Source organism: Celeribacter marinus, assembly GCF_965656515.1.
GTDB classification, from domain to species: Bacteria; Pseudomonadota; Alphaproteobacteria; order Rhodobacterales; family Rhodobacteraceae; genus Celeribacter; species Celeribacter marinus_D.
In genome coordinates this window covers 12,554-33,291 of the sequence record NZ_CBFHKW010000025.1, presented here as the reverse complement: position 1 = coordinate 33,291, position 20,738 = coordinate 12,554, and the positions used below count along the sequence as shown (strand labels likewise).

Annotated in this window: 22 protein-coding genes; 7 read left to right on the top strand and 15 right to left on the bottom strand. The window is 55.8% G+C overall.

Annotated features, from left to right (window positions below):
• The 4 genes from ACTG34_RS07625 to proS all read right to left on the bottom strand — a co-directional run.
• A partial coding sequence (locus ACTG34_RS07625; protein ID WP_439104358.1) for an ABC transporter permease occupies positions 1-471 on the bottom strand: 471 nt, incomplete at its 3' end.
• An 82-nt stretch (positions 472-553) separates the two neighbouring features.
• Entirely contained in the window at positions 554-1,273 is a 720-nt protein-coding gene (locus ACTG34_RS07620; protein WP_439104357.1) for a ThuA domain-containing protein, read from the bottom strand.
• Between the two features lie 136 nt (positions 1,274-1,409).
• The gene (locus ACTG34_RS07615; protein ID WP_439104356.1) at positions 1,410-1,928 is read right to left on the bottom strand and encodes a DUF2937 family protein; all 519 of its coding nucleotides are present in this window, start codon (positions 1,926-1,928) and stop codon (positions 1,410-1,412) included.
• A gap of 119 nt (positions 1,929-2,047) precedes the next feature.
• A complete protein-coding gene (gene proS / locus ACTG34_RS07610) occupies positions 2,048-3,385 on the bottom strand; it encodes a proline--tRNA ligase (protein ID WP_439104359.1) in 1,338 nt (445 codons plus the stop codon).
• A 218-nt stretch (positions 3,386-3,603) separates the two neighbouring features.
• Between proS and ACTG34_RS07605 the strand changes: the two genes are divergently transcribed.
• The 6 genes from ACTG34_RS07605 to ACTG34_RS07580 all read left to right on the top strand — a co-directional run bounded on the left by ACTG34_RS07605 (position 3,604) and on the right by ACTG34_RS07580 (position 11,375).
• Positions 3,604-3,888, top strand: coding sequence for a hypothetical protein (locus ACTG34_RS07605; RefSeq protein WP_439104355.1), 285 nt, complete (start codon positions 3,604-3,606; stop codon positions 3,886-3,888).
• The gene (locus ACTG34_RS07600; RefSeq protein ID WP_439104354.1) at positions 3,881-5,611 is read left to right on the top strand and encodes a methyl-accepting chemotaxis protein; all 1,731 of its coding nucleotides are present in this window, start codon (positions 3,881-3,883) and stop codon (positions 5,609-5,611) included. Before ACTG34_RS07605 ends, ACTG34_RS07600 begins: the two co-directional genes overlap by 8 nt.
• 63 nt (positions 5,612-5,674) lie before the next feature.
• A complete protein-coding gene (locus tag ACTG34_RS07595) occupies positions 5,675-6,790 on the top strand; it encodes an AI-2E family transporter (RefSeq protein ID WP_439104353.1) in 1,116 nt (371 codons plus the stop codon).
• The gene (locus tag ACTG34_RS07590) at positions 6,791-7,477 is read left to right on the top strand and encodes a chromosomal replication initiator DnaA (protein ID WP_439104352.1); all 687 of its coding nucleotides are present in this window, start codon (positions 6,791-6,793) and stop codon (positions 7,475-7,477) included.
• A gap of 53 nt (positions 7,478-7,530) precedes the next feature.
• Complete coding sequence (locus ACTG34_RS07585; RefSeq protein ID WP_439104351.1) at positions 7,531-9,726, top strand: RNA degradosome polyphosphate kinase; 2,196 nt, start codon at positions 7,531-7,533, stop codon at positions 9,724-9,726.
• A 68-nt stretch (positions 9,727-9,794) separates the two neighbouring features.
• Positions 9,795-11,375, top strand: coding sequence for a Ppx/GppA family phosphatase (locus ACTG34_RS07580; protein ID WP_439104350.1), 1,581 nt, complete (start codon positions 9,795-9,797; stop codon positions 11,373-11,375).
• A gap of 12 nt (positions 11,376-11,387) precedes the next feature.
• Here the strand turns inward: ACTG34_RS07580 and ACTG34_RS07575 are convergent, their stop codons facing one another.
• The 4 genes from ACTG34_RS07575 to scpA form a co-directional block, all read right to left on the bottom strand.
• Positions 11,388-12,071 (bottom strand): TerB family tellurite resistance protein, encoded by a 684-nt coding sequence (locus tag ACTG34_RS07575; RefSeq protein ID WP_439104349.1) that lies wholly within the window; start codon positions 12,069-12,071, stop codon positions 11,388-11,390.
• A gap of 110 nt (positions 12,072-12,181) precedes the next feature.
• On the bottom strand, positions 12,182-12,673 hold the full coding sequence (locus ACTG34_RS07570) for a GNAT family N-acetyltransferase (RefSeq protein WP_439104348.1): 492 nt from the start codon (positions 12,671-12,673) through the stop codon (positions 12,182-12,184).
• Positions 12,670-13,290, bottom strand: coding sequence for a VOC family protein (locus ACTG34_RS07565; protein ID WP_439104347.1), 621 nt, complete (start codon positions 13,288-13,290; stop codon positions 12,670-12,672). The genes ACTG34_RS07570 and ACTG34_RS07565 overlap by 4 nt, the downstream gene beginning before the upstream one ends.
• 208 nt (positions 13,291-13,498) lie before the next feature.
• Positions 13,499-15,613 (bottom strand): methylmalonyl-CoA mutase, encoded by a 2,115-nt coding sequence (scpA, locus tag ACTG34_RS07560; protein WP_439104346.1) that lies wholly within the window; start codon positions 15,611-15,613, stop codon positions 13,499-13,501.
• A 107-nt stretch (positions 15,614-15,720) separates the two neighbouring features.
• On the opposite strand from scpA, the gene ACTG34_RS07555 reads away from it, so the two are divergent.
• A complete protein-coding gene (locus tag ACTG34_RS07555) occupies positions 15,721-16,185 on the top strand; it encodes a DUF4174 domain-containing protein (protein WP_439104345.1) in 465 nt (154 codons plus the stop codon).
• 27 nt (positions 16,186-16,212) lie between these two features.
• On the opposite strand, the gene ACTG34_RS07550 is transcribed toward ACTG34_RS07555, so the two are convergent.
• The 7 genes from ACTG34_RS07550 to ACTG34_RS07520 all read right to left on the bottom strand — a co-directional run bounded on the left by ACTG34_RS07550 (position 16,213) and on the right by ACTG34_RS07520 (position 20,732).
• Positions 16,213-16,440, bottom strand: a complete 228-nt coding sequence (locus ACTG34_RS07550) for a hypothetical protein (protein WP_439104344.1) — start codon at positions 16,438-16,440, stop codon at positions 16,213-16,215.
• Positions 16,440-18,437 (bottom strand): acetyl-CoA carboxylase biotin carboxylase subunit, encoded by a 1,998-nt coding sequence (locus ACTG34_RS07545; protein ID WP_439104343.1) that lies wholly within the window; start codon positions 18,435-18,437, stop codon positions 16,440-16,442. The genes ACTG34_RS07550 and ACTG34_RS07545 overlap by 1 nt, the downstream gene beginning before the upstream one ends.
• 171 nt (positions 18,438-18,608) lie before the next feature.
• Positions 18,609-18,803, bottom strand: coding sequence for a YMGG-like glycine zipper-containing protein (locus ACTG34_RS07540; protein ID WP_439104342.1), 195 nt, complete (start codon positions 18,801-18,803; stop codon positions 18,609-18,611).
• Positions 18,804-19,143: 340 nt separating this feature from the next.
• On the bottom strand, positions 19,144-19,545 hold the full coding sequence (locus ACTG34_RS07535; protein ID WP_342842359.1) for a hypothetical protein: 402 nt from the start codon (positions 19,543-19,545) through the stop codon (positions 19,144-19,146).
• Between the two features lie 14 nt (positions 19,546-19,559).
• A complete protein-coding gene (locus ACTG34_RS07530; RefSeq protein ID WP_062216163.1) occupies positions 19,560-19,967 on the bottom strand; it encodes a RidA family protein in 408 nt (135 codons plus the stop codon).
• Complete coding sequence (locus ACTG34_RS07525; protein WP_439104341.1) at positions 19,967-20,374, bottom strand: DUF6497 family protein; 408 nt, start codon at positions 20,372-20,374, stop codon at positions 19,967-19,969. Before ACTG34_RS07525 ends, ACTG34_RS07530 begins: the two co-directional genes overlap by 1 nt.
• Positions 20,367-20,732 (bottom strand): hypothetical protein, encoded by a 366-nt coding sequence (locus tag ACTG34_RS07520; RefSeq protein WP_439104340.1) that lies wholly within the window; start codon positions 20,730-20,732, stop codon positions 20,367-20,369. Before ACTG34_RS07520 ends, ACTG34_RS07525 begins: the two co-directional genes overlap by 8 nt.
• Positions 20,733-20,738 lie beyond the last annotated feature (6 nt).

Genomic DNA, 20,738 nt, shown 5'->3' with positions numbered 1-20,738 from the left:
CACATCGCCCCAACTATCGTCATGGCGCTGCGCCACACGCGGAATTGTCATCAGGTCATTTTGGGCGATGCCGTAAACCTCGATCCCCGCATTGGAGCCCGAATAGGACGCCATAACCTGACCGCGCACCAAAGGGGCCGCGCGCACCACATCAGGTAGCGCCAACAGCTTTTCGGCCCATCCGTTATAGTCTGCAATAGACCGGTTTGTTCCGCCATTTTCATCAACGTAAACAGAGGAATAGACGGTCGCATGCGCATTCGCACCGAGGATTGTATCGACAAATTCCGTGCGAAACCCCGTGCGCACCGACAGCGTAATGATGAGCGCCGCCACGGCCAACGTGATGCCAATGAGCGAAATCCATGTCATCACAGACACGCCGCCCTCCTCGCGCCGCGCACGCAAATAGCGCCACGCGATCATCCATTCGAAACGGGAAAACGGCTTGGTGGATTGGCCTTCGGTCATCACAAAAACGGGCTCCAAAATCAGTTGCCCGACACTCCCTTGCACAGCCCCAAAGGTCAAGGCTCACGCGTTCACGCGCCGATCAGTAATTGTTGAGATCAGACGCGTAATCAGCGTGAACCTCACCCGCATCCGATGCCGCCTTTCGCCCTTGTGCCGCCCATAGCAACCCGCGGCGGATCATCTCGCGCGCAGGTCCGTGATCGATCACATCGGCGTGGTGGCCAAGCGCATTGTAATAGACCCGGCCAAGCCCCCACCGTTTGGTCCATGCCACAGGCATATCGACCGCGCCGTTGGGCGTATGATACCATGTGACGGTTGGGAAACGGGTGGTCGCAAGGACCTCATTGGCGGGATCGGTATGCAGGTAGTATTGTTCGCTCTCAACCTCGAAATCCGTGATCCCCGCCACCAAAGGAGATGAGGAATTACAGATGTTTACGGTGTATTTTACGCCGTCCCCACCCGGATGAGAAACCCAATTTGCCCCTGTCATGAACTGCCACAATACCTGTTCGCGAAACGCGTCACACATGCCGCCATGCACCCCGCCAAGGCCAACGCCGCGCGACACGGCCTCAGAGACGTTCACTACGTATTGTTTGTCGATCTGGCTCATGGTCCAAATCGGTACGATCAAATCAAGTGCCTCAAGGGATGTGCTATCCGCAAAGCAATCAAGGTGATCGACCACCTCAACGTCAAATCCCTCATTTGAAAGCAAGTCGCGGCACAACTCGGCCACTTTTTCGGGTTCATGTCCGTCCCATCCGCCCCACGTAATCAATGCTTTAGCCATATCGCCCTCCCTCGTTAGCGCCAACATGGCGCAGGGCGACGCAATCGGTCAACACAAGTTTACGCAAAGCCGCCGCGCGCATTCCATCACAGCGTTGCCTCGCGCGTTCCATCACAGCGTTGCCTCGCGCATTCCATCACGACGTAAACGTAAGTCCCTTTTCCTTTTTACCGCGCCGCCGCAAGGGCCACAGCAAGACACGCAAAACCGCCCCAACGGCGAGGTATCCGCCAAGAAAGCCGACAAATCCCGAGATCATACCTGCAATAGACAATGGCATTGCGGGGACAAAATCCGCCCACGTGGCGCGCGCAAGGTCCGTATCGGTCAATCGATTTGGCATGGTTAGTCGCTGCAACGGGGTCGCCGTTCGCAGGGCAACCTGGTCGGCACTCAAGCGGATATGGCGGTCAATTGTGCGCCGCATATCAAGGCGGCGATTTTCCATGAAAACCGAGCCGCCCATTGAGGCCAGAGCCTCATCACGGCTCATTTCGGCGCGCCCAGCGGAGCGATCAAAATCGGCAATCACCACAGCCAATGCCTCAACTTGGCCGCCCAAACGCTGTATGTACTGTTGAGTAAACTCAGGGAGTTGAGAGGCGATTATCGCCCCGAACATCCCGCCGATCAGTGTAAGCGCCTTAATAATCATGATCTGCCCTTCGCCCGTTATAGGGTCTGTTTGCAGTCATAATGGGGCATAAACAAAGGCAGGACAAATGTCCTGCCTTTGACGTTTGGTCATGCGGCGAAAATCCGCCCTCGTATTGACTATAGATCCGCGTAGATTTGCGCGATTTTGGCTACGGCCAATTCCGGTGTCATTTCTTCGCTTTCGCCTGTGCGCCGTGACGTCACTTCGACAACACCGTTTTTAAGACCGCGTGGACCAACCGTAATACGCCACGGCAAACCGATTAAATCCATCGTCGCAAATTTGGCACCTGCGCGCTCTTTGCGGTCGTCATAAAGTGGCTCAAGGCCAAGTGCGGCAAAGCTTTTGTAGAGCGCATCGCACGCACCATCTGCCTCGTCGTCGCCTTGTTTAAGGTTAACGATACCAACATGGAACGGAGTCACACCCTCCGGCCAAATGATACCGTTTTCGTCGTGGCTGGCCTCAATGATCGCCCCCAAAAGACGCGAGACACCAATACCATGCGACCCCATGTGAACGGGATTCGGTTTGCCATCCGGCCCTTGGACCGTGGCCCCCATCGGGTCGGAGTACTTGGTGCCAAAATAGAAAATCTGCCCAACTTCAATGCCGCGCGCCGTGCGTTGGCGATCGGCAGGAACCTTTGCAAATTCATCCGCATCGTGGGTCTCATCGGTGCGCGCATATAGTGTTGTGAACTCTTCCATGACCGCGCGACAATCGTCGACGTTATCATAGTCGATGTCGCGCTGGCCCAATTTGATGTCCGTGACATTTGCGTCATAAAATACCTCGGACTCGCCCGTCTCTGCCAACACGAGGAATTCATGCGTATCATCGCCACCAATCGGGCCGCTGTCAGCGCGCATCGGGATCGCCTGTAGCCCCATCCGCTCATAGGTGCGAATGTAGGACACAAGGTGGCGGTTGTAGGCGTGCAACGCGTCTTCTTTAGTTAAATCAAAGTTGTAGCCGTCTTTCATCAAGAATTCACGCCCGCGCATGACGCCAAAACGCGGACGGACTTCGTCACGGAATTTCCACTGAATATGGTAAAGCGTAAGCGGCAAATCTTTGTAAGAGCCAACATGACCGCGGAAAATATCGGTGATCATTTCCTCGTTTGTTGGACCATATAGCATATCACGGCCATGGCGGTCCGTGATGCGTAGCATCTCGTCGCCGTAGTCATCGTACCGACCACTTTCGCGCCAGAGATCTGCCGGTTGCAACGTTGGCATCAAAAGCGGGATATGGCCCGCACGTTGCTGTTCGTCGTCCACGATGCGCTCGATATTTTTGAGCACTTTCAATCCCAAAGGCAGCCACGAGTAAATCCCCGCAGCTTGCTGACGAATCATCCCCGCCCGCAGCATCAAACGGTGAGACGCGATTTGCGCATCAGAGGGGGTCTCTTTGAGAACGGGCAGGAAGTAGCGTGACAGACGCATGGGCAGGGCCTCGTGAAAATTATGGTTTTTCATCGTCTAAGCGATTGGACCTGCCCACACAAGGCACGGCGTGCGCCAAACCGCGTGCACCCCACACCACGATTTCGTGGATCAGCTTAATCAAATCTCAATTTGTGGCCGTTAGAGATTTACGTCAATGGTTATGGTTGCGAGGCCGATGCGTGACGTTTTTTGAAAAATTTTTAGTGGGATCTGTCATGCTTTTCAGTCTTGCGATTGCGCCTTTGAGTGTGATGTCGATGTCCTATGGCGCGTCGACGTCTACGTCAGGGCCTACGCTCGCAATCATACCGCCATGGTTTGACCGCGACGAAACCTTGGCACGCGCTGGCCTCACCGAAGTTGCGCCGGTGCGCGCACTCTTTGGCGTCCTCGTCGAAGCCAACCCGACAATCAACCTCGCGACCGTGAGCGACCCTGGAATTTGGGCGCTGCTTGACGGCCGTCTGATCGCCGCAATATGTGGAGTAGACGATGTCTAAACAAACCCAAACCATGGAAACGACCCAAGCAGAGGCGGTAAAACTCCTAGGTTTGGCAACTCTTGCAATATCGGTTGTGATGGTCGCCTTTATCATCTTTGAAAAAGGGAATATCTTGGTCGCTGTCGGGGGAGCAGTGCTATTTAGCGCGATCGCCCTGATCGCGGGGCGGCTACCCGCACGCACGTCACGTATTTTGACAGCACAGGCTTTGGTCGGGACCGCGATCACATTTAACGCCGCTCTCATGGGCCACACACTTCAAATCGACAGTCATATGCTTTATTTTGCGGTGCTGGCGATGATTGTCGCGATGAATGGTATCCGCGCACTTTTGCTCGCGGCGGGAACGATTGCCGTGCATCACCTTGTCCTTACATTTGCCATGCCCGCAATGGTCTACCCGTCGCTCTCGCTCTCTTTGAACATTGAGCGCACATTGATGCACGCCGTAATTGTCGTGATGGAAACGGCTGCTCTCGCGTACATGATCATCAAACGGATCGAGTTGAACCGAACCCTCGAAGACGAGCAAGCAAAAACGGATGGCGCCGCCGAGGACGTGCGCCGAGCCCTCGCAAGCGCACAGCAAGAAAAAACACGCGCCGAGGCCGCCCTCATAGAGGCTCAAAAAGCGATCGAACAGGCCGCAGAATCCGGACGCGTTGCACAAGACGCCCTTCGCTCGAATGAAAAAGCACAACAAGAACGAGACGCTATGCGCACAGACGAAGAGCTCGCCCGAACAAACCGAGATCAGGCCCTTGCGCATCTTTTGGATGTCTTCGCCCGACACCTTGACCAATTGTCATCCGGCGATTTGAGCACGCGTATCAGCACCGATTTGCATCCAGACTACGAGGGGCTGCGTGCGTCATTCAACGATACGGTCGCGCGTCTGGGATATGCAATGAAAGAAGTACGCGAACAATCGGGATCGATGCAGGTGCAGTCTGGCGAAATTGCCGCCTCTGCAAATGACCTGTCAACGCGCACGGAACGCCAGGCCGCAGCACTGGCAAACATTGCGCGATCGGTTCAAGAGCTCAACGCCTCGCTCAACACTGTCGCCGCCGATTCCGCTGACGCTCGCAAACTGGCCGAGGCCACAGCGGGCGATGCCGCCGAAGGGTCCGCAATCATGGAACAGGCTGTGCGCGCCATGCGTGGCATTGAAGAAAGCTCGAACGAAATCAACAAAATCACGGGTGTGATTGATGATATCGCGTTTCAGACGAACCTACTCGCCCTTAACGCTGGGGTCGAGGCTGCACGCGCTGGCGAAGCAGGGCGCGGCTTTGCCGTTGTCGCGTCCGAAGTCCGCGCGCTGGCGCAACGCTCGTCAGACGCGGCACGCGAAATCAATTTGTTGATCGAGAAGTCGAGCCAACAGGTATCAAGTGGCGCGAATCTCGTCGATAGAACGGGCCAAGCACTTGGTGGCATTAAGGAATCCGTGGACAAAATAACGCACCGGCTGCAATCCTCGGCCGATGCGATGACCACACAGTCGCGCCAGCTATCCGATGTGAATACATCAATCTCGGAACTTGAGGGTGTCACACAGCAAAACACCGCGATGTTTGAGGAAACCACCGCAGCCAACTCATTGCTCTCGAATAGTGCGCAAGCGTTGTCAGACATGGTGTCCATCTTTGTAACCGATGCAACGATTGATATGCCCGTAACCGGCAAAAATGACGGATACGCAAAGGCGTCATAATCCCAACCCTCTTGAAACACGGATGGCTATCCGCGATATGTGAGGCAACCAAAGGGGGGCCACATGGCGCTGCCAGTGAGAGAACAGGCAAAATATTGGGGTATCGCTGCGGCGGTATTCTTTGGGTTATTGTACCTATTAGGCAATGTGATCTTGCCCTTTGTCTTGGGCATGGCCGTGGCGTACATGCTCGACCCTATTGCAGACCGCTTGGAACGATGGGGCTTGTCGCGCCTGGCGGCAACGATTTTGATTACCGGGGTCGCAGCCGTTTTGTTCGTGTTGGCCGCAGTGATGGTCCTGCCAACGTTGGTCAAACAAGCAACGGGCCTGATCGAAATCGCCCCGCAACTGTTTGAGGATCTGCAAACGTTTCTGACCGCGCGCTTTCCTGATCTCCTCGATGAAAACAGCCAACTGCATCAAACGCTGATGCAAATCGGAAATACAATCCAATCCAAGGGCGGGGAATTGCTTCAAACCGCGCTTTCCTCTGCGATGAGTGTCTTTAACGTGGCGATGGTCCTCGTTCTGGTGCCTGTCATCACCTTTTATTTGCTGATGGATTGGGACCGCATGGTGGCCCAAGTGGACAAGCTATTGCCACGCGATCATGCGCCGACCATCCGCAAACTGGCTAGTCAAATCGACGGCACGCTTGCGGCATTCATTCGCGGTCAGGGCACCGTCTGTCTTATTCTCGGTACGTTCTACGCCGTGGCGCTCATGCTCGTTGGTCTGAATTTCGGGCTTGTGGCGGGCGCCATCGCAGGGGTTTTGACCTTCATCCCCTATGTTGGCGCGTTGTTTGGTGGTGCCTTATCCATCGGATTGGCGCTCTTTCAGTTTTGGGGCGAATGGCAGTGGATCGCCGCGGTTATCGCCATTTTTGCAATCGGGCAATTCTTTGAGGGCAATATCCTAACTCCTAAACTGGTTGGATCCTCCATCGGCCTGCACCCTGTGTGGTTGATATTCGCATTGACTGCATTCGGCACCTTGTTTGGGTTTGTCGGCATGTTGATCGCGGTACCCGTTGCCGCCGCAATTGGCGTTTTGGCGCGCTTTGCAACGGATGAATACAAAGGCAGCCGCCTCTACCGCGGATTGGAGTCGCCCATTTCCGAACAGGGACAAGACACACGTACCGCCACATCTGATGAGTCTGCGTCGAAATAAATGGCACGCCAACTCACATTTGACCTGCCGACACGCGAAGCCTTAGGGCGCGACGCCTTTTTCGTGGCGCCGTCAAACCGTTTGGCCTTGGCCACATTGGACAATGTGGATCTTTGGCCGAATGGAAAGCTGACGTTGATTGGGCCAAAAGGAGCCGGAAAAACCCACCTCGCGCACGTGTGGGCCACGGACAGACAGGCGGTGATAATTGCGGCCTCAAAATTGACGACCGTGGACGTGCCGGCAATCGCTGCACAACGCCATGTGGTCATCGAGGACGCAGATACACTGCCCGAGATGGCGGATGGAGATGCCGCGCAAGAGGCGATGTTTCATCTGCACAACCTCACTCTTGCCGAGGGTGGGCGCCTTTTGGTCACGGCAACACGCGCCCCAAATTACTGGGGCTTAACGCTCCCCGATCTGGCCTCCCGCATGCAAGGGACAACGGTGGTGCGCATTGACGAGCCGGATGATGCCTTGTTGTCCGCAATGCTGGTCAAACACTTTGACGACCATCAAATCATGGTGCCGCACACGTTAATCCCCTACCTCGTCAAGCGGATCGAGCGTTCGGCGGCTGCGGTGCGCGACATTGTGAATGCGTTGGACACAGCAAGTTTAAGTGAACGAAAACCAGTGTCACAAAAACTTGCCGCACGGGTGCTAGACAACACGGACAATTGAGAGAAAGATGGGCCGCAAGGTTCTGTTTCATAACCGAAAGGTCCGACTACAGCATGACACTCCCGACTGACTTCCTCACCGCTCCATTTGCCGAGCCAACGCAATTGCCCGCGTGCAAGACCGAAGGCGCCGAACGTTTTTTCAACCGTGAACTGTCCTGGTTGGCGTTCAACTGGCGCGTTTTGGAAGAGGCTGGAAACCAGCGCGTGCCCTTGTTGGAGCGTCTGCGGTTTGTGTCGATCTCGGCGACCAATTTAGATGAGTTTTATACTGTACGCGTCGCGGGTCTGCGTGAATTGGCCAAGGCTGGCAACAACACACCCGCCGCCGATGGACGCTCACCCGCTGCGCAATTGGATTTGATTTCCGAAAATGCACGGCGTTTGATGACGGCGCAAAATACGGCCTTTGTTAACTTACGCGACGAGATGGAAGATTCAGGAATTTCCATTCTGACGCGCACTGAGCTTGGTAAATCCGACACGAGTTATCTTCAGGAATTCTTTTTGGAGCGCGTCTTTCCAATCTTATCGCCGCTTGCGATTGACCCCGCGCACCCGTTTCCGTTTGTTCCAAACCTCGGGTTGGTTCTCGCCCTTCAACTTGAGCGCAAGAAAGATGGAAAGCCACTTCAGGCCCTTGTTCCGATCCCCGCGCAGATCGAGCGGTTTGTGAGACTGCCCGCGACGCCCACTACGGCGGACCGGTTTTTGCCTCTCGAAGATGTGGTGCTGATCCATATCGACCGTCTGTTTCCGGGCTATAGCGCTCAGGGGTCGTGTGTATTTCGGGTGCTGCGCGACAGCGACCTAGAGGTCGAGGAAGAGGCAGAAGATCTGGTTCGTGAATTCGAGACCGCTCTCAAACGCCGCCGTCGCGGCGAAGTTGTCCGCCTCAAAATCTCAAGCGGGGCGCCGGATACACTTGCCCATGTGATCAAAGAGGAGCTGAGCGTGGCCGACGACGAGGTCATCGAAGTGCAAGGCATGATCGGGTTGTCAGATTTGGGTGAGCTCGTCCTCAAAAGCCGTCCCGATTTACAATGGCCCGCCTATACCCCGCGCGTGCCCGAACGCGTCCAAGACCACGAGGGCGATATGTTCGCCGCCATCCAGCAAAAGGATATTTTGCTCCACCATCCCTACGAGACATTTGACCTGGTCGTTCGCTTTTTGGCACAGGCCGCAAATGACCCCGATGTCGTGGCGATCAAGCAAACACTTTACCGGACATCTCATGATAGCCCGATTGTGTCGGCGCTCTGTGCCGCTGCTGAAAACGGCAAGATGGTAACGGCATTGGTGGAATTGAAAGCGCGGTTTGACGAGGCCGCCAACATCCGTCAATCGCGCCGTTTGGAACGATCCGGCGTGCATGTAGTTTACGGGTTTACCAACTACAAAACCCACGCAAAAATATCTACAGTGGTGCGGCGTGAGGGCGAAAAGCTTGTGACCTACACGCATTATGGCACTGGGAATTATCATCCGATTACGGCGCGTATCTATACAGATTTGAGCTTTTTTACGTGTGACGAAGCGCTCGGGCGGGACGCTACGAAAGTGTTCAATTACATCGGCGGCTACGCCGAACCTGAAGGTCTGGAGAACCTCGCCATATCTCCCACAGGGCTCAAGGCGCGTCTGCTTGACGGGATCGCCAACGAGGCGACGCTTGCACGCGAAGGCAAGCCCGCCGAAATCTGGGCCAAGATGAATTCACTCATCGACGCCGAGGTGATCGACGCGCTTTATGAGGCGTCCAAAGCGGGCGTTAAAATCTCTCTCGTCATTCGCGGCATTTGCGGATTGCGCCCGGGGGTTAAAGGACTATCCGAAACCATTCGCGTCAAATCCATTGTCGGGCGCTTTTTGGAACACTCGCGGATTGTCTGTTTCGGCAATGGCAAAGGTTTGACCTCGAAAAAAGCACGGGTCTATATTTCATCGGCCGACTGGATGGGGCGCAATCTTAACCGCCGCGTTGAGACACTTGTGGAAATCCATAACCCCACGGTAAAAGCCCAAATCGTTCGTCAGATCATGGCCGCCAATATGGCCGACACGGCACACAGTTGGCTCTTGTCGCCCATAGGGGCGTGGGAGCGTCCCGATCTAAGTGGCGAGGAAAAGCCGTTTTCATGTCACCAGTTTTTCATGCAACATCCGTCATTGTCCGGGCGTGGATCGGCGGGGGTCAAGGATGTCCCCGAACTCACCCATGATGATGACCTTGCGACAGGCCAATAACAGCCCCAAAGGGTTTGCGCTCAAGTCGCGCATTTACTATCGTTTCACTCAACCAGCGGGGACCAAAGGTGGCCGAAACCAACACAAACGCAGCGACTGAAACCGCTCCCATCGACTGGGGTATTTTTGGACGCCCCTTGTTTGATGATGAACGCGCGCGCGCATTGTCGCGTGTGGGCGTTGTCGATATCGGCTCCAACTCGGTCCGCTTGGTTGTGTTTGATGGCGCCGCCCGAAGCCCCGCGTATTTTTACAACGAGAAAGTCCTGTGCGGGTTGGGCGCGGGATTGCGTGAGACAGGCCGGATGAACCCCGAGGGCAAAGTGCGTGCGCTCGCGGCGATCAAACGCTTTACAAAACTCGCAGATGGCATGGGTATTTCACCTTTGACCGCCGTGGCCACCGCCGCGATGCGCGAATCCGAGGATGGCCCGGCCTTTCGCGCGCAAATCGAAGCCGAAACAGGCATGGAAATCACCGTGATCGACGGCGAGGAAGAGGCGCGGCTCTCGGCACAGGGCGTCTTGCTTGGGTGGCCAGAGGCGGACGGCCTTGTGTGCGACATCGGCGGCTCGTCTATGGAGCTTGCAGAAGTTCACAAGGGAAAAATCGGAAAACGCGTCACATCTCCGCTTGGGGCCCTTACCCTACAGGGGTTATCAGGCGGGCGCAAAGGCGTCAAAGATCACATTAAACCCATTATGGCCGCCCTCGCTGAAAAGATGGGCGGAACGGATTATAAACGGATCTATCTGGTCGGCGGATCGTGGCGCGCCATTGCGCGCATCGACATGCATCGACGCAATTATCCGCTCCATGTCTTGCACGAATACCGAATGACCACACGCGCGGTCACAAACACGATTGATTTCATTCGCGAGAACGACATGAACTCGGTACGCGCGCAAATAGGCACATCATCAGCGCGTATGGCACTGGTTCCTCACGCCGCCGAAGTGCTTCGTCAACTCACACGGACCTTTAAACCCAAAGAGATTTGTGTGTCATCTTATGGCATTCGTGAGGGTCTGCTGTATGAGCAAATGCCGCCTAGTATTCGTGAGCGCGATCCGCTCATTGAGGCGTGCCGTTTTGTCGAACGTAAAGACGCGCGCATTCCGGGGTTTGGCAAACGCCTACATCATTTCATTGCCCCTGTGTTTCGCGCCCGCAAATACGAACAAATGCGACTGGTGCGGGCGGCGTGCCTACTTCACGATGTGACATGGCGCGCTCATCCCGACTACCGCGCTGAAGTGTGTTTTGACAATGCCACCCGCGCTAACCTTGGCGGGCTATCACACACTGAGCGCGTGTTTCTAGGCCTGGCTTTGCTGCACCGATATAAAAGCTCTCGCGATGGTACGCCATTCGAGCCGCTTATTGCATTGCTATCGGAGCGTGAAATCCAAAACGCAGAAGTGCTTGGAAAAGCGATGCGTTTCGGTGCCATGTTTGCGCTAGATACGCCGGACACAATGGCGACACTAGACTACCGCCCGCAAAAGAAACTCCTCACACTGACACTTGAGGCGGAGGCCGAAGATCTCTTTAGCGAGGTCGCGTTGGCACGATTTAATTCGCTCGCGGCCAGCTTGGGCGCTGACCCTATTGTGCGCCATGCGGCGGATAGCGCCGCGCCGGTTTAGGCGCTGCGCATGTCACGCCGCTCGCTGAGCTTGGATTTCTTCCCATGCGGCGTTGATCTCGACCATGCGGTCGGTCGCCAGTCGCACAGCCTCTTCGGGAACGCCGCGCGCGATCATCCGGTCGGGATGTGTTTCGCGGACCAAATCACGGTAAGCCGATTTAATCGTTGCAGTCTCGTCGTGTGGGTCAACGCCTAAAATATCGTAGGGATCAGGGTGAGCATCGGGTACGTATCGGGCGCGCAAGGCCCGAAATTTACGGTCGCTGATTTCAAAAATCTCCGCGACCCGGACAAGATACGCATCTTCGCGAGGATGATATTCACCGTCTGCCATGGCGATGTGAAACAAACCGTCCATCAGGTCACACAGCGGCTCACAGTCGTCGCCGTACATCGCTTTGACCTGCTTGGCGTAGTCTTCAAACCCAGCAACATCTTGACGTGCAAGGTTAAAAACACGCGCCGCCGCTGCCTCATCCTCAGGGGCGATTTGGAACACTTCGCGAAAGGCCGTAACTTCGTCACGCGTGACCTGTCCGTCGGCCTTGGCCATTTTTGCGCCGAGCCCAATCACCGCAATCGCAAACCCCACACGTAGCTCAGGGACGGAGCGCAATCGCGCGAAAACATCCCCAAGGCTTTCGCCCGCGGCCAGTGCCTGAATGGCATCCAATATACGCGCCCAAATTGACATAGGCCTACCATAGCCATGGCGCGCACAACTGTCAGGCCACAAAAGACACAAACACGCTCAATTGAGAATTTGCAGACTGAAACAGCGAAACAACTCGGCCAGTCAGCGCGTTACAAAAACTTCTGCATAAACAACGCATCTAGAAACGCGCCGAACTTATACCCCGACTGTGGAATGCGCCCAGCCTCTTTGTAGCCTAGAGCCGTGTGGAACGCGATAGAATCGCCGTTGTCACCGTCGACCACGGCAATCATGGAATGATGTCCCGCTTCGCGTGCGTGCTCTTCGATGGCAATCATTAGAATACGTCCCCAACCTTTCCCTTGCGCCTTGTCGCTTAGGTAAACAGAGTGCTCCATTGTGAACCGATAGCCGTTGTTCTCAGGTCGAAACTGGTCATACGTGGCGTAGCCGATCACTTCACCATCAGCCTCGGCCACATAAAACGCACGCCCCTGCGCGGCGCGCGCCTCGATTAACGTCTCCCACGCCTCAACGCTGCGCTCTACGGACGAGAAGGTAGCGGTCGAGTTCGCAATGACGGGGGCCATAATGGCTTTGAGGGCAGCGGCGTCCGCTAAAGTGGCATTGCGCAAGCTCATGTGATCCAAATCTCCCCTGATGGCGTCCCGATTTCTGCGTGCAACGATGGCACCCGCGCGGGGACTATTCGAACATTCTCCATCGCCTCACCAAAAGGTTCAAGAGCTGTTATGAGCGCGTCTGCATTCGGGTGCGACAGCTTTAAGCGGCGCAGCGCCAATCCGTGATTTGGCAACGCAGGCGCAGGATGCTCGGATTGCCACTCGATCAGGGCAGGAAAACAACCATCAAAGGGCAAAATGCCACTATCAGGCACCGCCATTTTCCACCGATACACGCCCCGCTCGAACGCAACGACGCGACCGACCCCGATAGGCGCCACAGCCAATGCGGCGTCCAGATCGTCGACGTTTATCACCCAATTGCTCAAACGCGGACCGCCGCTAAAATTGTCCAAATCGAACCAACGAGGATGTGCGGGTTGTGCCGCCTCAGGATCAATTGCGATCACTTCGAGATACGCACCGCGGTCCATGCCCGTTAAATGGTTGTGCGTTCCCATGTGCGCATGTTCGCCGCGCGCCCCGAAGGCTATATCAAGTAGATTTTGCGCCCAATCGCGCCCTGTTTCGAGATTTCCCGCCGAAATGACGAGATGATCGAGTGCACAGTGCATAAGCCTGACCTTTTTATTGAGCAATGGCGTCACCGCCCCACCATATTCAGAAGTTGAACAAGAACAGAACGGAGCATGAAAAGGCAACGCTCCTCAAGCGACTAGAGACTGTTTTTTTGGAGTAAGGCCTCTGACAGGAGCGTAGTCAGGAAACAGCAAAGAGCCGGAGGCAAATGCATCCGGCCCTTTTTGACTGCCCGCAACTGCGTTAAATCAGGTCAAGGATTTGACGTGCCGCCTCAGGAATGTTTGTACCCGGTCCAAAGATCGCTTTGACGCCCGCGTCGTATAGGAACGCGTAGTCTTGTTGCGGAATAACGCCGCCGCAGATCACGATGATATCGTCTGCCCCAGCGGCCTTAAGAGCCTCGATCAATTTCGGCGCAAGGGTCTTGTGCCCTGCGGCCTGCGACGAGATGCCAACGATGTGCACATCGTTGTCGATTGCATCTTGGGCAGCTTCCTCAGGCGTTTGGAACAGCGGGCCAACATCGACGTCAAACCCGATATCAGCGAACGCAGTCGCGATGACTTTCGCGCCGCGATCGTGCCCGTCTTGGCCCATTTTGACCACAAGCATGCGCGGACGGCGACCGTTTTTTTCCGCGAACCCTTCAACGTCCTTTTGAATTTGGGCAAAACCTTCGTCACCCTCATAGGCAGCACCGTAAACCCCTGCGAGGGTTTTGACCTCGGCGCGGTGACGACCGAATGTTTTCTCCATCGCCATCGAAATCTCCCCCACCGTGGCACGCGCACGCGCCGCCTCAACCGCCAAGGCAAGTAAATTACCCTCACCCGACATCGCCGCGCGTTCAAGCGCACCAAGTGTTGCATCAACCGCGCTCGCATCCCGCGTCGCTTTGATCATCTCGAGACGCGCAACCTGATTTTCACGCACCGCCACGTTATCAACATCAAGGATATCAATCGGATCCTCTTTGTCTTTGCGGTACTTGTTCACACCAACAATAACCTCGAGACCGCGATCAATCATCGCCTGCCGTTTGGCCGCAGATTCCTCAATGCGCAGTTTGGGCATGCCGGAATTCACCGCCTTGGTCATACCACCAAGTTCCTCAACCTCTTCCATCAAGGCCCATGCTTTTTCGGCCAATTCGTTGGTGAGGCTTTCGACATAGTACGACCCAGCGAGCGGATCGACGGTGCGGGTGATCTGTGTCTCCTCTTGGAGGATCAGCTGCGTGTTGCGCGCAATGCGAGCGGAGAACTCCGTGGGCAGTGCTATGGCCTCGTCGAGCGCATTGGTGTGCAAACTTTGCGTGCCGCCCAAAGCCGCCGACATGGCCTCATAGGCGGTGCGGATGACGTTGTTGTAGGGGTCTTGCTCTTGCAGGCTCACACCGGATGTCTGGCAGTGGGTGCGCAGCATTTTGGATTTTTCGAGCTTGGGCTCGAACTCTTCCATGACACGGCTCCATAATAAACGAGCGGCGCGCAACTTGCCGATTTCCATGAAGAAATCCATGCCGATAGCGAAAAAGAACGACAGACGCCCCGCGAATTTATCCACGTCCATGCCCGCCTTGATCGCCGTGCGCACGTATTCGCGCCCGTCCGCCAAGGTAAAGGCCAACTCCTGAACGAGGTTCGCACCGGCCTCTTGCATATGGTAGCCTGAAATCGAAATCGAGTTGAATTTCGGCATCTCGCCCGAGGTATATTCGATGATATCCGCAATGATTTTCATCGAGGGTTCTGGCGGATAGATATAGGTATTTCGCACCATGAACTCTTTGAGAATGTCGTTCTGAATGGTTCCTGCGAGCACGGATTTGTCGTGACCTTGTTCCTCGCCCACCACGATAAAACTCGCAAGGATCGGGATCACGGCGCCGTTCATCGTCATCGACACGGAGACTTTATCAAGCGGGATACCGTCAAACAGGATTTTCATATCCTCAACGCTATCGATCGCCACGCCTGCTTTGCCGACATCACCGACCACACGCGGATGATCGCTATCGTAGCCACGGTGCGTGGCAAGATCGAAAGCCACCGAAACGCCCTGTTGACCCGCATCAAGAGCCTTGCGGTAAAACGCGTTGCTTTCCTCGGCAGTGGAGAAGCCTGCGTATTGGCGGATCGTCCACGGACGCCCCGTATACATTGTTGCACGTGGCCCGCGCGTGAACGGCGCAACACCAGGCGTATTGCCCAAATGCGCAAGCCCCTCAAGATCGTCTTCGGTGTAAAGCGGCTTGATGGTGATCCCCTCAAGCGTTTCACGGTTCAAACTGTCTAGCGGTTTGCCGCGCAGTTCTGTTTCCGCAAGCTCTTTCCAGAGTTTCTTGTCTGTCATCTGCGGCTCCTCTCAAATTTATATGTCCCCCGCCAATGGCCAATTTTCGGGGGTATTGCTTGGTTTACGCCTCGTGGCACCCTATATGTCGAGTGACGGGAGAAGATATGAAACACTTCATAATTTGTACGCTCACAGCGCTATCCATTGCCGCCCCCTTACCTTTGCTTGCGCAAGAGGTCGTGGCGGACGATGCATTGATCATAATGCCAGCGGACGACGCGGTTCTGGCCGATTTCCAATGGGAGGCGCGCGTCATTACGGTGTTCGCCGATAGCCCGCGCGATCCCGCCTTTGCGCGCCAAATCGAATTGCTGGCCGACCGTCCTGACGCCTTGGTCGAGCGGAATGTAGTCGTAGTGACGGACACCGACCCCGCGGCAAAATCAGATATCCGCACACAGCTGCGGCCGCGCGGTTTTGCCCTTGTGATTGTGGACAAAGACGGACGGGTTATGCTGCGCAAACCCGATCCGTGGGACGTGCGCGAAATCTCTCGGGCCATCGACAAAACCACGCTACGGCAGCAAGAAATCAAAGAAGAAAAAGAGGCAGCCCGCGCGGGTGGGTAGGCCGTATGTCGTGTCGCTTCCATCGGGTTACTTGATGCCTGCAAGCAAAGCTCGGAGAGCAGCAATGCCTTCCGGACCAAACTGCATAGTCTGAGAAACCTTACGCTCACTTTCGCGGTTCGGTGACCCGTAAGTGTCGATTTGCAAGTATGTTGCGCCCTCCTGGCCGAACACCACAAATGTTGCTTCCACTTCGTCATGAACCGAAGGGCGTCGGTGGGTTTCTTTTTCTTCTATGGATTTAACAAGTGCCATTACTCGAATTCCATAATTATTTCATCAACCGCGAGGCTGTCGCCCGCACCTGCGTTGATCTTGGACACGATCCCCTTGCGCTCGGCACGCAGGATGTTCTCCATTTTCATCGCCTCAATGGTGCACAATGATTGACCCTCTTGAACCTCATCGCCCACAGCGACATCCACTTTCACAACCAGACCCGGCATTGGGCACAAGAGCAATTTCGATGTGTCGGGCGGCAGTTTTTCGATCATGTGCTTGGACAATTCGGCAGCGCGCGGCGAGCGCACGAAGACCTTCATATCCGCCCCACGGTTGCGAATGCGAAACCCACCCGGCAATTTGCCAACTTTTAGCGTCAATGGCCCACCCGCCATATCGATCACGGCCAAACTGTCACCAGGCACCCAATTGCTTTCACATCGCAGGGTCTTTCCATTCACCGTAACACTTGACCCAGTTTTATCGGCCTCAATGTTCACGGGAAAGTCGCGCCCGTCGATTTGCACAACCCAATCGTCGGGCACCACGCGTTCGTGGTTGTCCATACGGCCCGACACGCGCGCACGGCGAATTTCGGCCACACGGTACATCGCCGCCGAAGCCGCCGCGATCCGTTCCAACTGAGCATCCGCAAGCGTCACACCCTCGAACCCGTCCGGATATTCCTCCTCGATAAACGCTGTTGTGACATTGCCCGAGATAAAGCGCGGGTGATCCATCACAGCGGACAAAAACGGCAGGTTGTGACCAATGCCCTCAACCTCAAACGCGTCCAGCGCATTGCGCATATTGTCGATCGCTGCGGCGCGGGTTTTGCCCCATGTGCACAGTTTTGCAATCATCGGATCGTAGTACATCGAAATTTCGCCGCCCTCATATACCCCAGTGTCATTGCGCACGATGTCGTCGTCCGTCGCAATCTCAGCAGGCGGGCGGTATTTCTCAAGGCGCCCGATCGAGGGAAGGAACCCACGGTAGGGATCCTCGGCATAGAGGCGGCTTTCGATTGCCCAACCGTTGATGCCAATATCGTCTTGGGTCAGCGATAATTTTTCGCCGTAAGCCACACGGATCATGTGCTCGACAAGGTCGATACCCGTGATCAACTCGGACACGGGGTGCTCCACCTGTAGGCGTGTGTTCATCTCAAGAAAGTAAAAATTGCGGTCGCCATCGACGATGAATTCCACGGTACCTGCGGAGGAGTAGTTCACCGCTTTGGCAAGGGCCAAGGCCTCCTCGCCCATCGCTTTTCGTGTCTCAGCGTCAAGGAACGGGCTTGGCGCCTCTTCGATCACTTTTTGGTTGCGGCGCTGAACGGAACATTCGCGCTCATTGACCCAAACGCCATTGCCGTGGCTGTCGCACAGTACCTGAATTTCGATGTGGCGTGGCTGTGTGACGAATTTCTCGATGAAAATACGGTCATCGCCAAACGAACTTGCGGCCTCGTTCTTGGACGCTTGGAACCCTTCGCGGGCCTCGGTGTCATTCCATGCCACTCGCATGCCTTTGCCGCCGCCGCCTGCGGAGGCTTTGATCATCACAGGATAGCCAATCTCGGTGGAGATTTTCACCGCCTCATCCGCATCCGCGATCTCGCCCATGTACCCTGGAACCGTAGTCACACCCGCCTCGGCTGCGAGTTTTTTCGATGTGATTTTATCCCCCATCGCCTCAATCGCCCCAGTAGGTGGCCCGATAAAGGCAACACCTTCGGCGGCGAGCGCTTCGGCAAATTTGGAGTTTTCGGACAAGAAGCCATAGCCCGGATGGACGGCCTGTGCTCCAGTTTGACGGACGGCATCCATAATTTTGTCGATGACAATGTAGGACTGATTTGAGGGGGGCGGGCCGATATTCACAGCTTCGTCGGCCATCTGGACATGGAGCGCATGTTTGTCAGCGTCTGAATAAACAGCGACCGTTTTGATCCCCATTTTTTGCGCTGTTTTGATAACACGGCAAGCAATCTCGCCACGGTTCGCAATCAAAATCTTGTCGAACATATCCCGTCCCTCTCTCGTTATAGTCGTGCCCGCGACATGGGCCGCGCCCATGCCACCGGATGCGCCGCGATAGGCGGCGCGCCAATAGAAAAAGGCTCCCTAACGCTTGCGCGCGGGAACCTTCGGTGATGCGATATAGGCGTGCGGTGCGCAGGACGCGCCGCCGCGAAATTACATGTCGTTGAGCAATGCGCCGCCTGCGGCGCCGATAGCGGCTCCGGTGACACATTTGCCATTGGAGATGATTTCACCAGCGACACAGCCAAGGCCGGCACCGACGATCGCGCGTTGCATGTCTTGGTTTTCCATACACCCTGTAAGGGCTGTTGCGGACAAAAGGGTGACGGCGAGAATAGTTTTGCGCATTTTTCTGCTCTTTGTTGGGGGATACCTAAATGAATAATGCGCTTGAACTGCAATGACGCCAAGTTCTTTTTCATACCATCCGCAAAATCGGCGATCTTTGGCGCATGAGCTTCATACACCGCCTTCAATGAAAAATGGCGAGAGCCGAACGGGGAACATTCGGCCCTCGCCAGAGGGGAAGGGTAACGGTTTTCAACACGTGACGTCATGTTGTTGGACATGCTCGACACACCACCAACGTGGGCATTGCCGCCGCAACACACAAGCCCACGGCGATCACGCTGTTGTAAACAGGCGGTGATCTGCGCATGAGGCATCTGTGCAAGCGGAGTTTTGCGCATCAGGTGTCCCAAATCTCGTCTTCTTTGAAGCCGTCCGGCCCCTGCCCGCCTTCCAATTCCATCACATCGGCAAAGGTCACCCGCGCAACTTTGGTATTGATCATCAGCATCGCCTCATAAGAGGCGGGATCAAAATTGTCGGGATCTGCGGGGATGACTTCGCGGCCGAACAGCCACGACAAGCGGCCCGCATCCAAATTGCCGCGTTCGAACGGCTCTTCGCCAAAGTAAATCCACAGACTTTCCATAAATGCATTGTCCGCGCGACGATCCACATGTTTGCGGTCTTTATAGCGCTCAAGCGCCTTGAGCGGCGTCACCCCTTTGGGGTTTGCACGTCGAACGGTAAATTGAAAATCGGAGCCGGGAAGACGTCCGGGAAATCCACGGTATTTGAGCATATAGTCGCGAGCCATCAAAGAGCCTCCTGATCGGGACGGCGGGCAACACAGTCGATTTCGACCAAGGCACCCACCGCCAAAGCGGTAACGCCCACAGTGGTCCGCGCGGGCAAACGGTCCGCGGGGAAATAGCTCTTATATGTGTCGTTGAACACCGCGTAATCACGCTCGAACGCGGTTAGAAAACAACGGCATTGAACAACGTGGCTTAGATCGAGGCCCAACTCGCCCAAGATGAGTGCCAGATTATCCATAACGCGGCGCGTCTGGGCCTCGACCCCTTGTGGCAACGGCGCATCGGGGGCATCGGGATCGGTTGGCATCTGACCTGTCAAAATCACCCATCCATCATCCTCAACCGCATGCGAAAACGGTGCGACAGGGCGCGGCCCAGTGCCGAACAAGTGGAATTTAGCCGACATTAGAAGGCCTCCCAAGCGCAGGTTGAGCCATCTCGGCTATACATCTCGAACACTTCCGCGACATCTGGATTGGGTGTCCCAAACTCCGTGGGCGCCTGCGCCAATGAAATCACGATCATCGCGGGGTCTGACGCGGCGAGGCGCGGGAGCGCAAAGCTCTCGCACAAGTACGCCAAATCGGCTTCCAAATCCTGATAGCTCATATCAGCCAAACGGGTGGGCAACTCAGGCGCAAGAAAGCGAAAGCGCGCCATAATGTCGTGTTCAGGGTGATCCATCAGGCTTTCGTAAAATGAGACGGTCTGGCCAGACGGCACGGCAATAGTTGTGTCATCGACACTGGATTGCTCCGCGTTTGCCAAAGACACACAAGAAAACACAGATAAAAGGATCGCAATGCTACGCATGATCTGCCTCCTCACGCGTGGCGTGCGCAATCCACCGCGCGCGGCGCGCGGGGTCCGACAAAACATCCGCAACAACAGCCTCGCAATGCGCCTTAGGAAAAGCACCGGTGACGCCGCCACCGGCGGTCACTTCAAGATCATCACCGACCACACGCACTGAAACTGCGGGCGCGAACCCGCGCAGGGTTTGAAGCGCACGCCACATATCCTGACGCACTTGGTGCGCCATACGACCACGGCGCAGCGCAGCACCGCCCGAAATCACAGCCGTAGCCGCGAAATCGAAACGCGCGGGCAAACGGCGCGCCAACGTCAGCGTGTCGCCCTCAACTTTGATATGCCAGTTCTTGCGGTTCATGGGTGC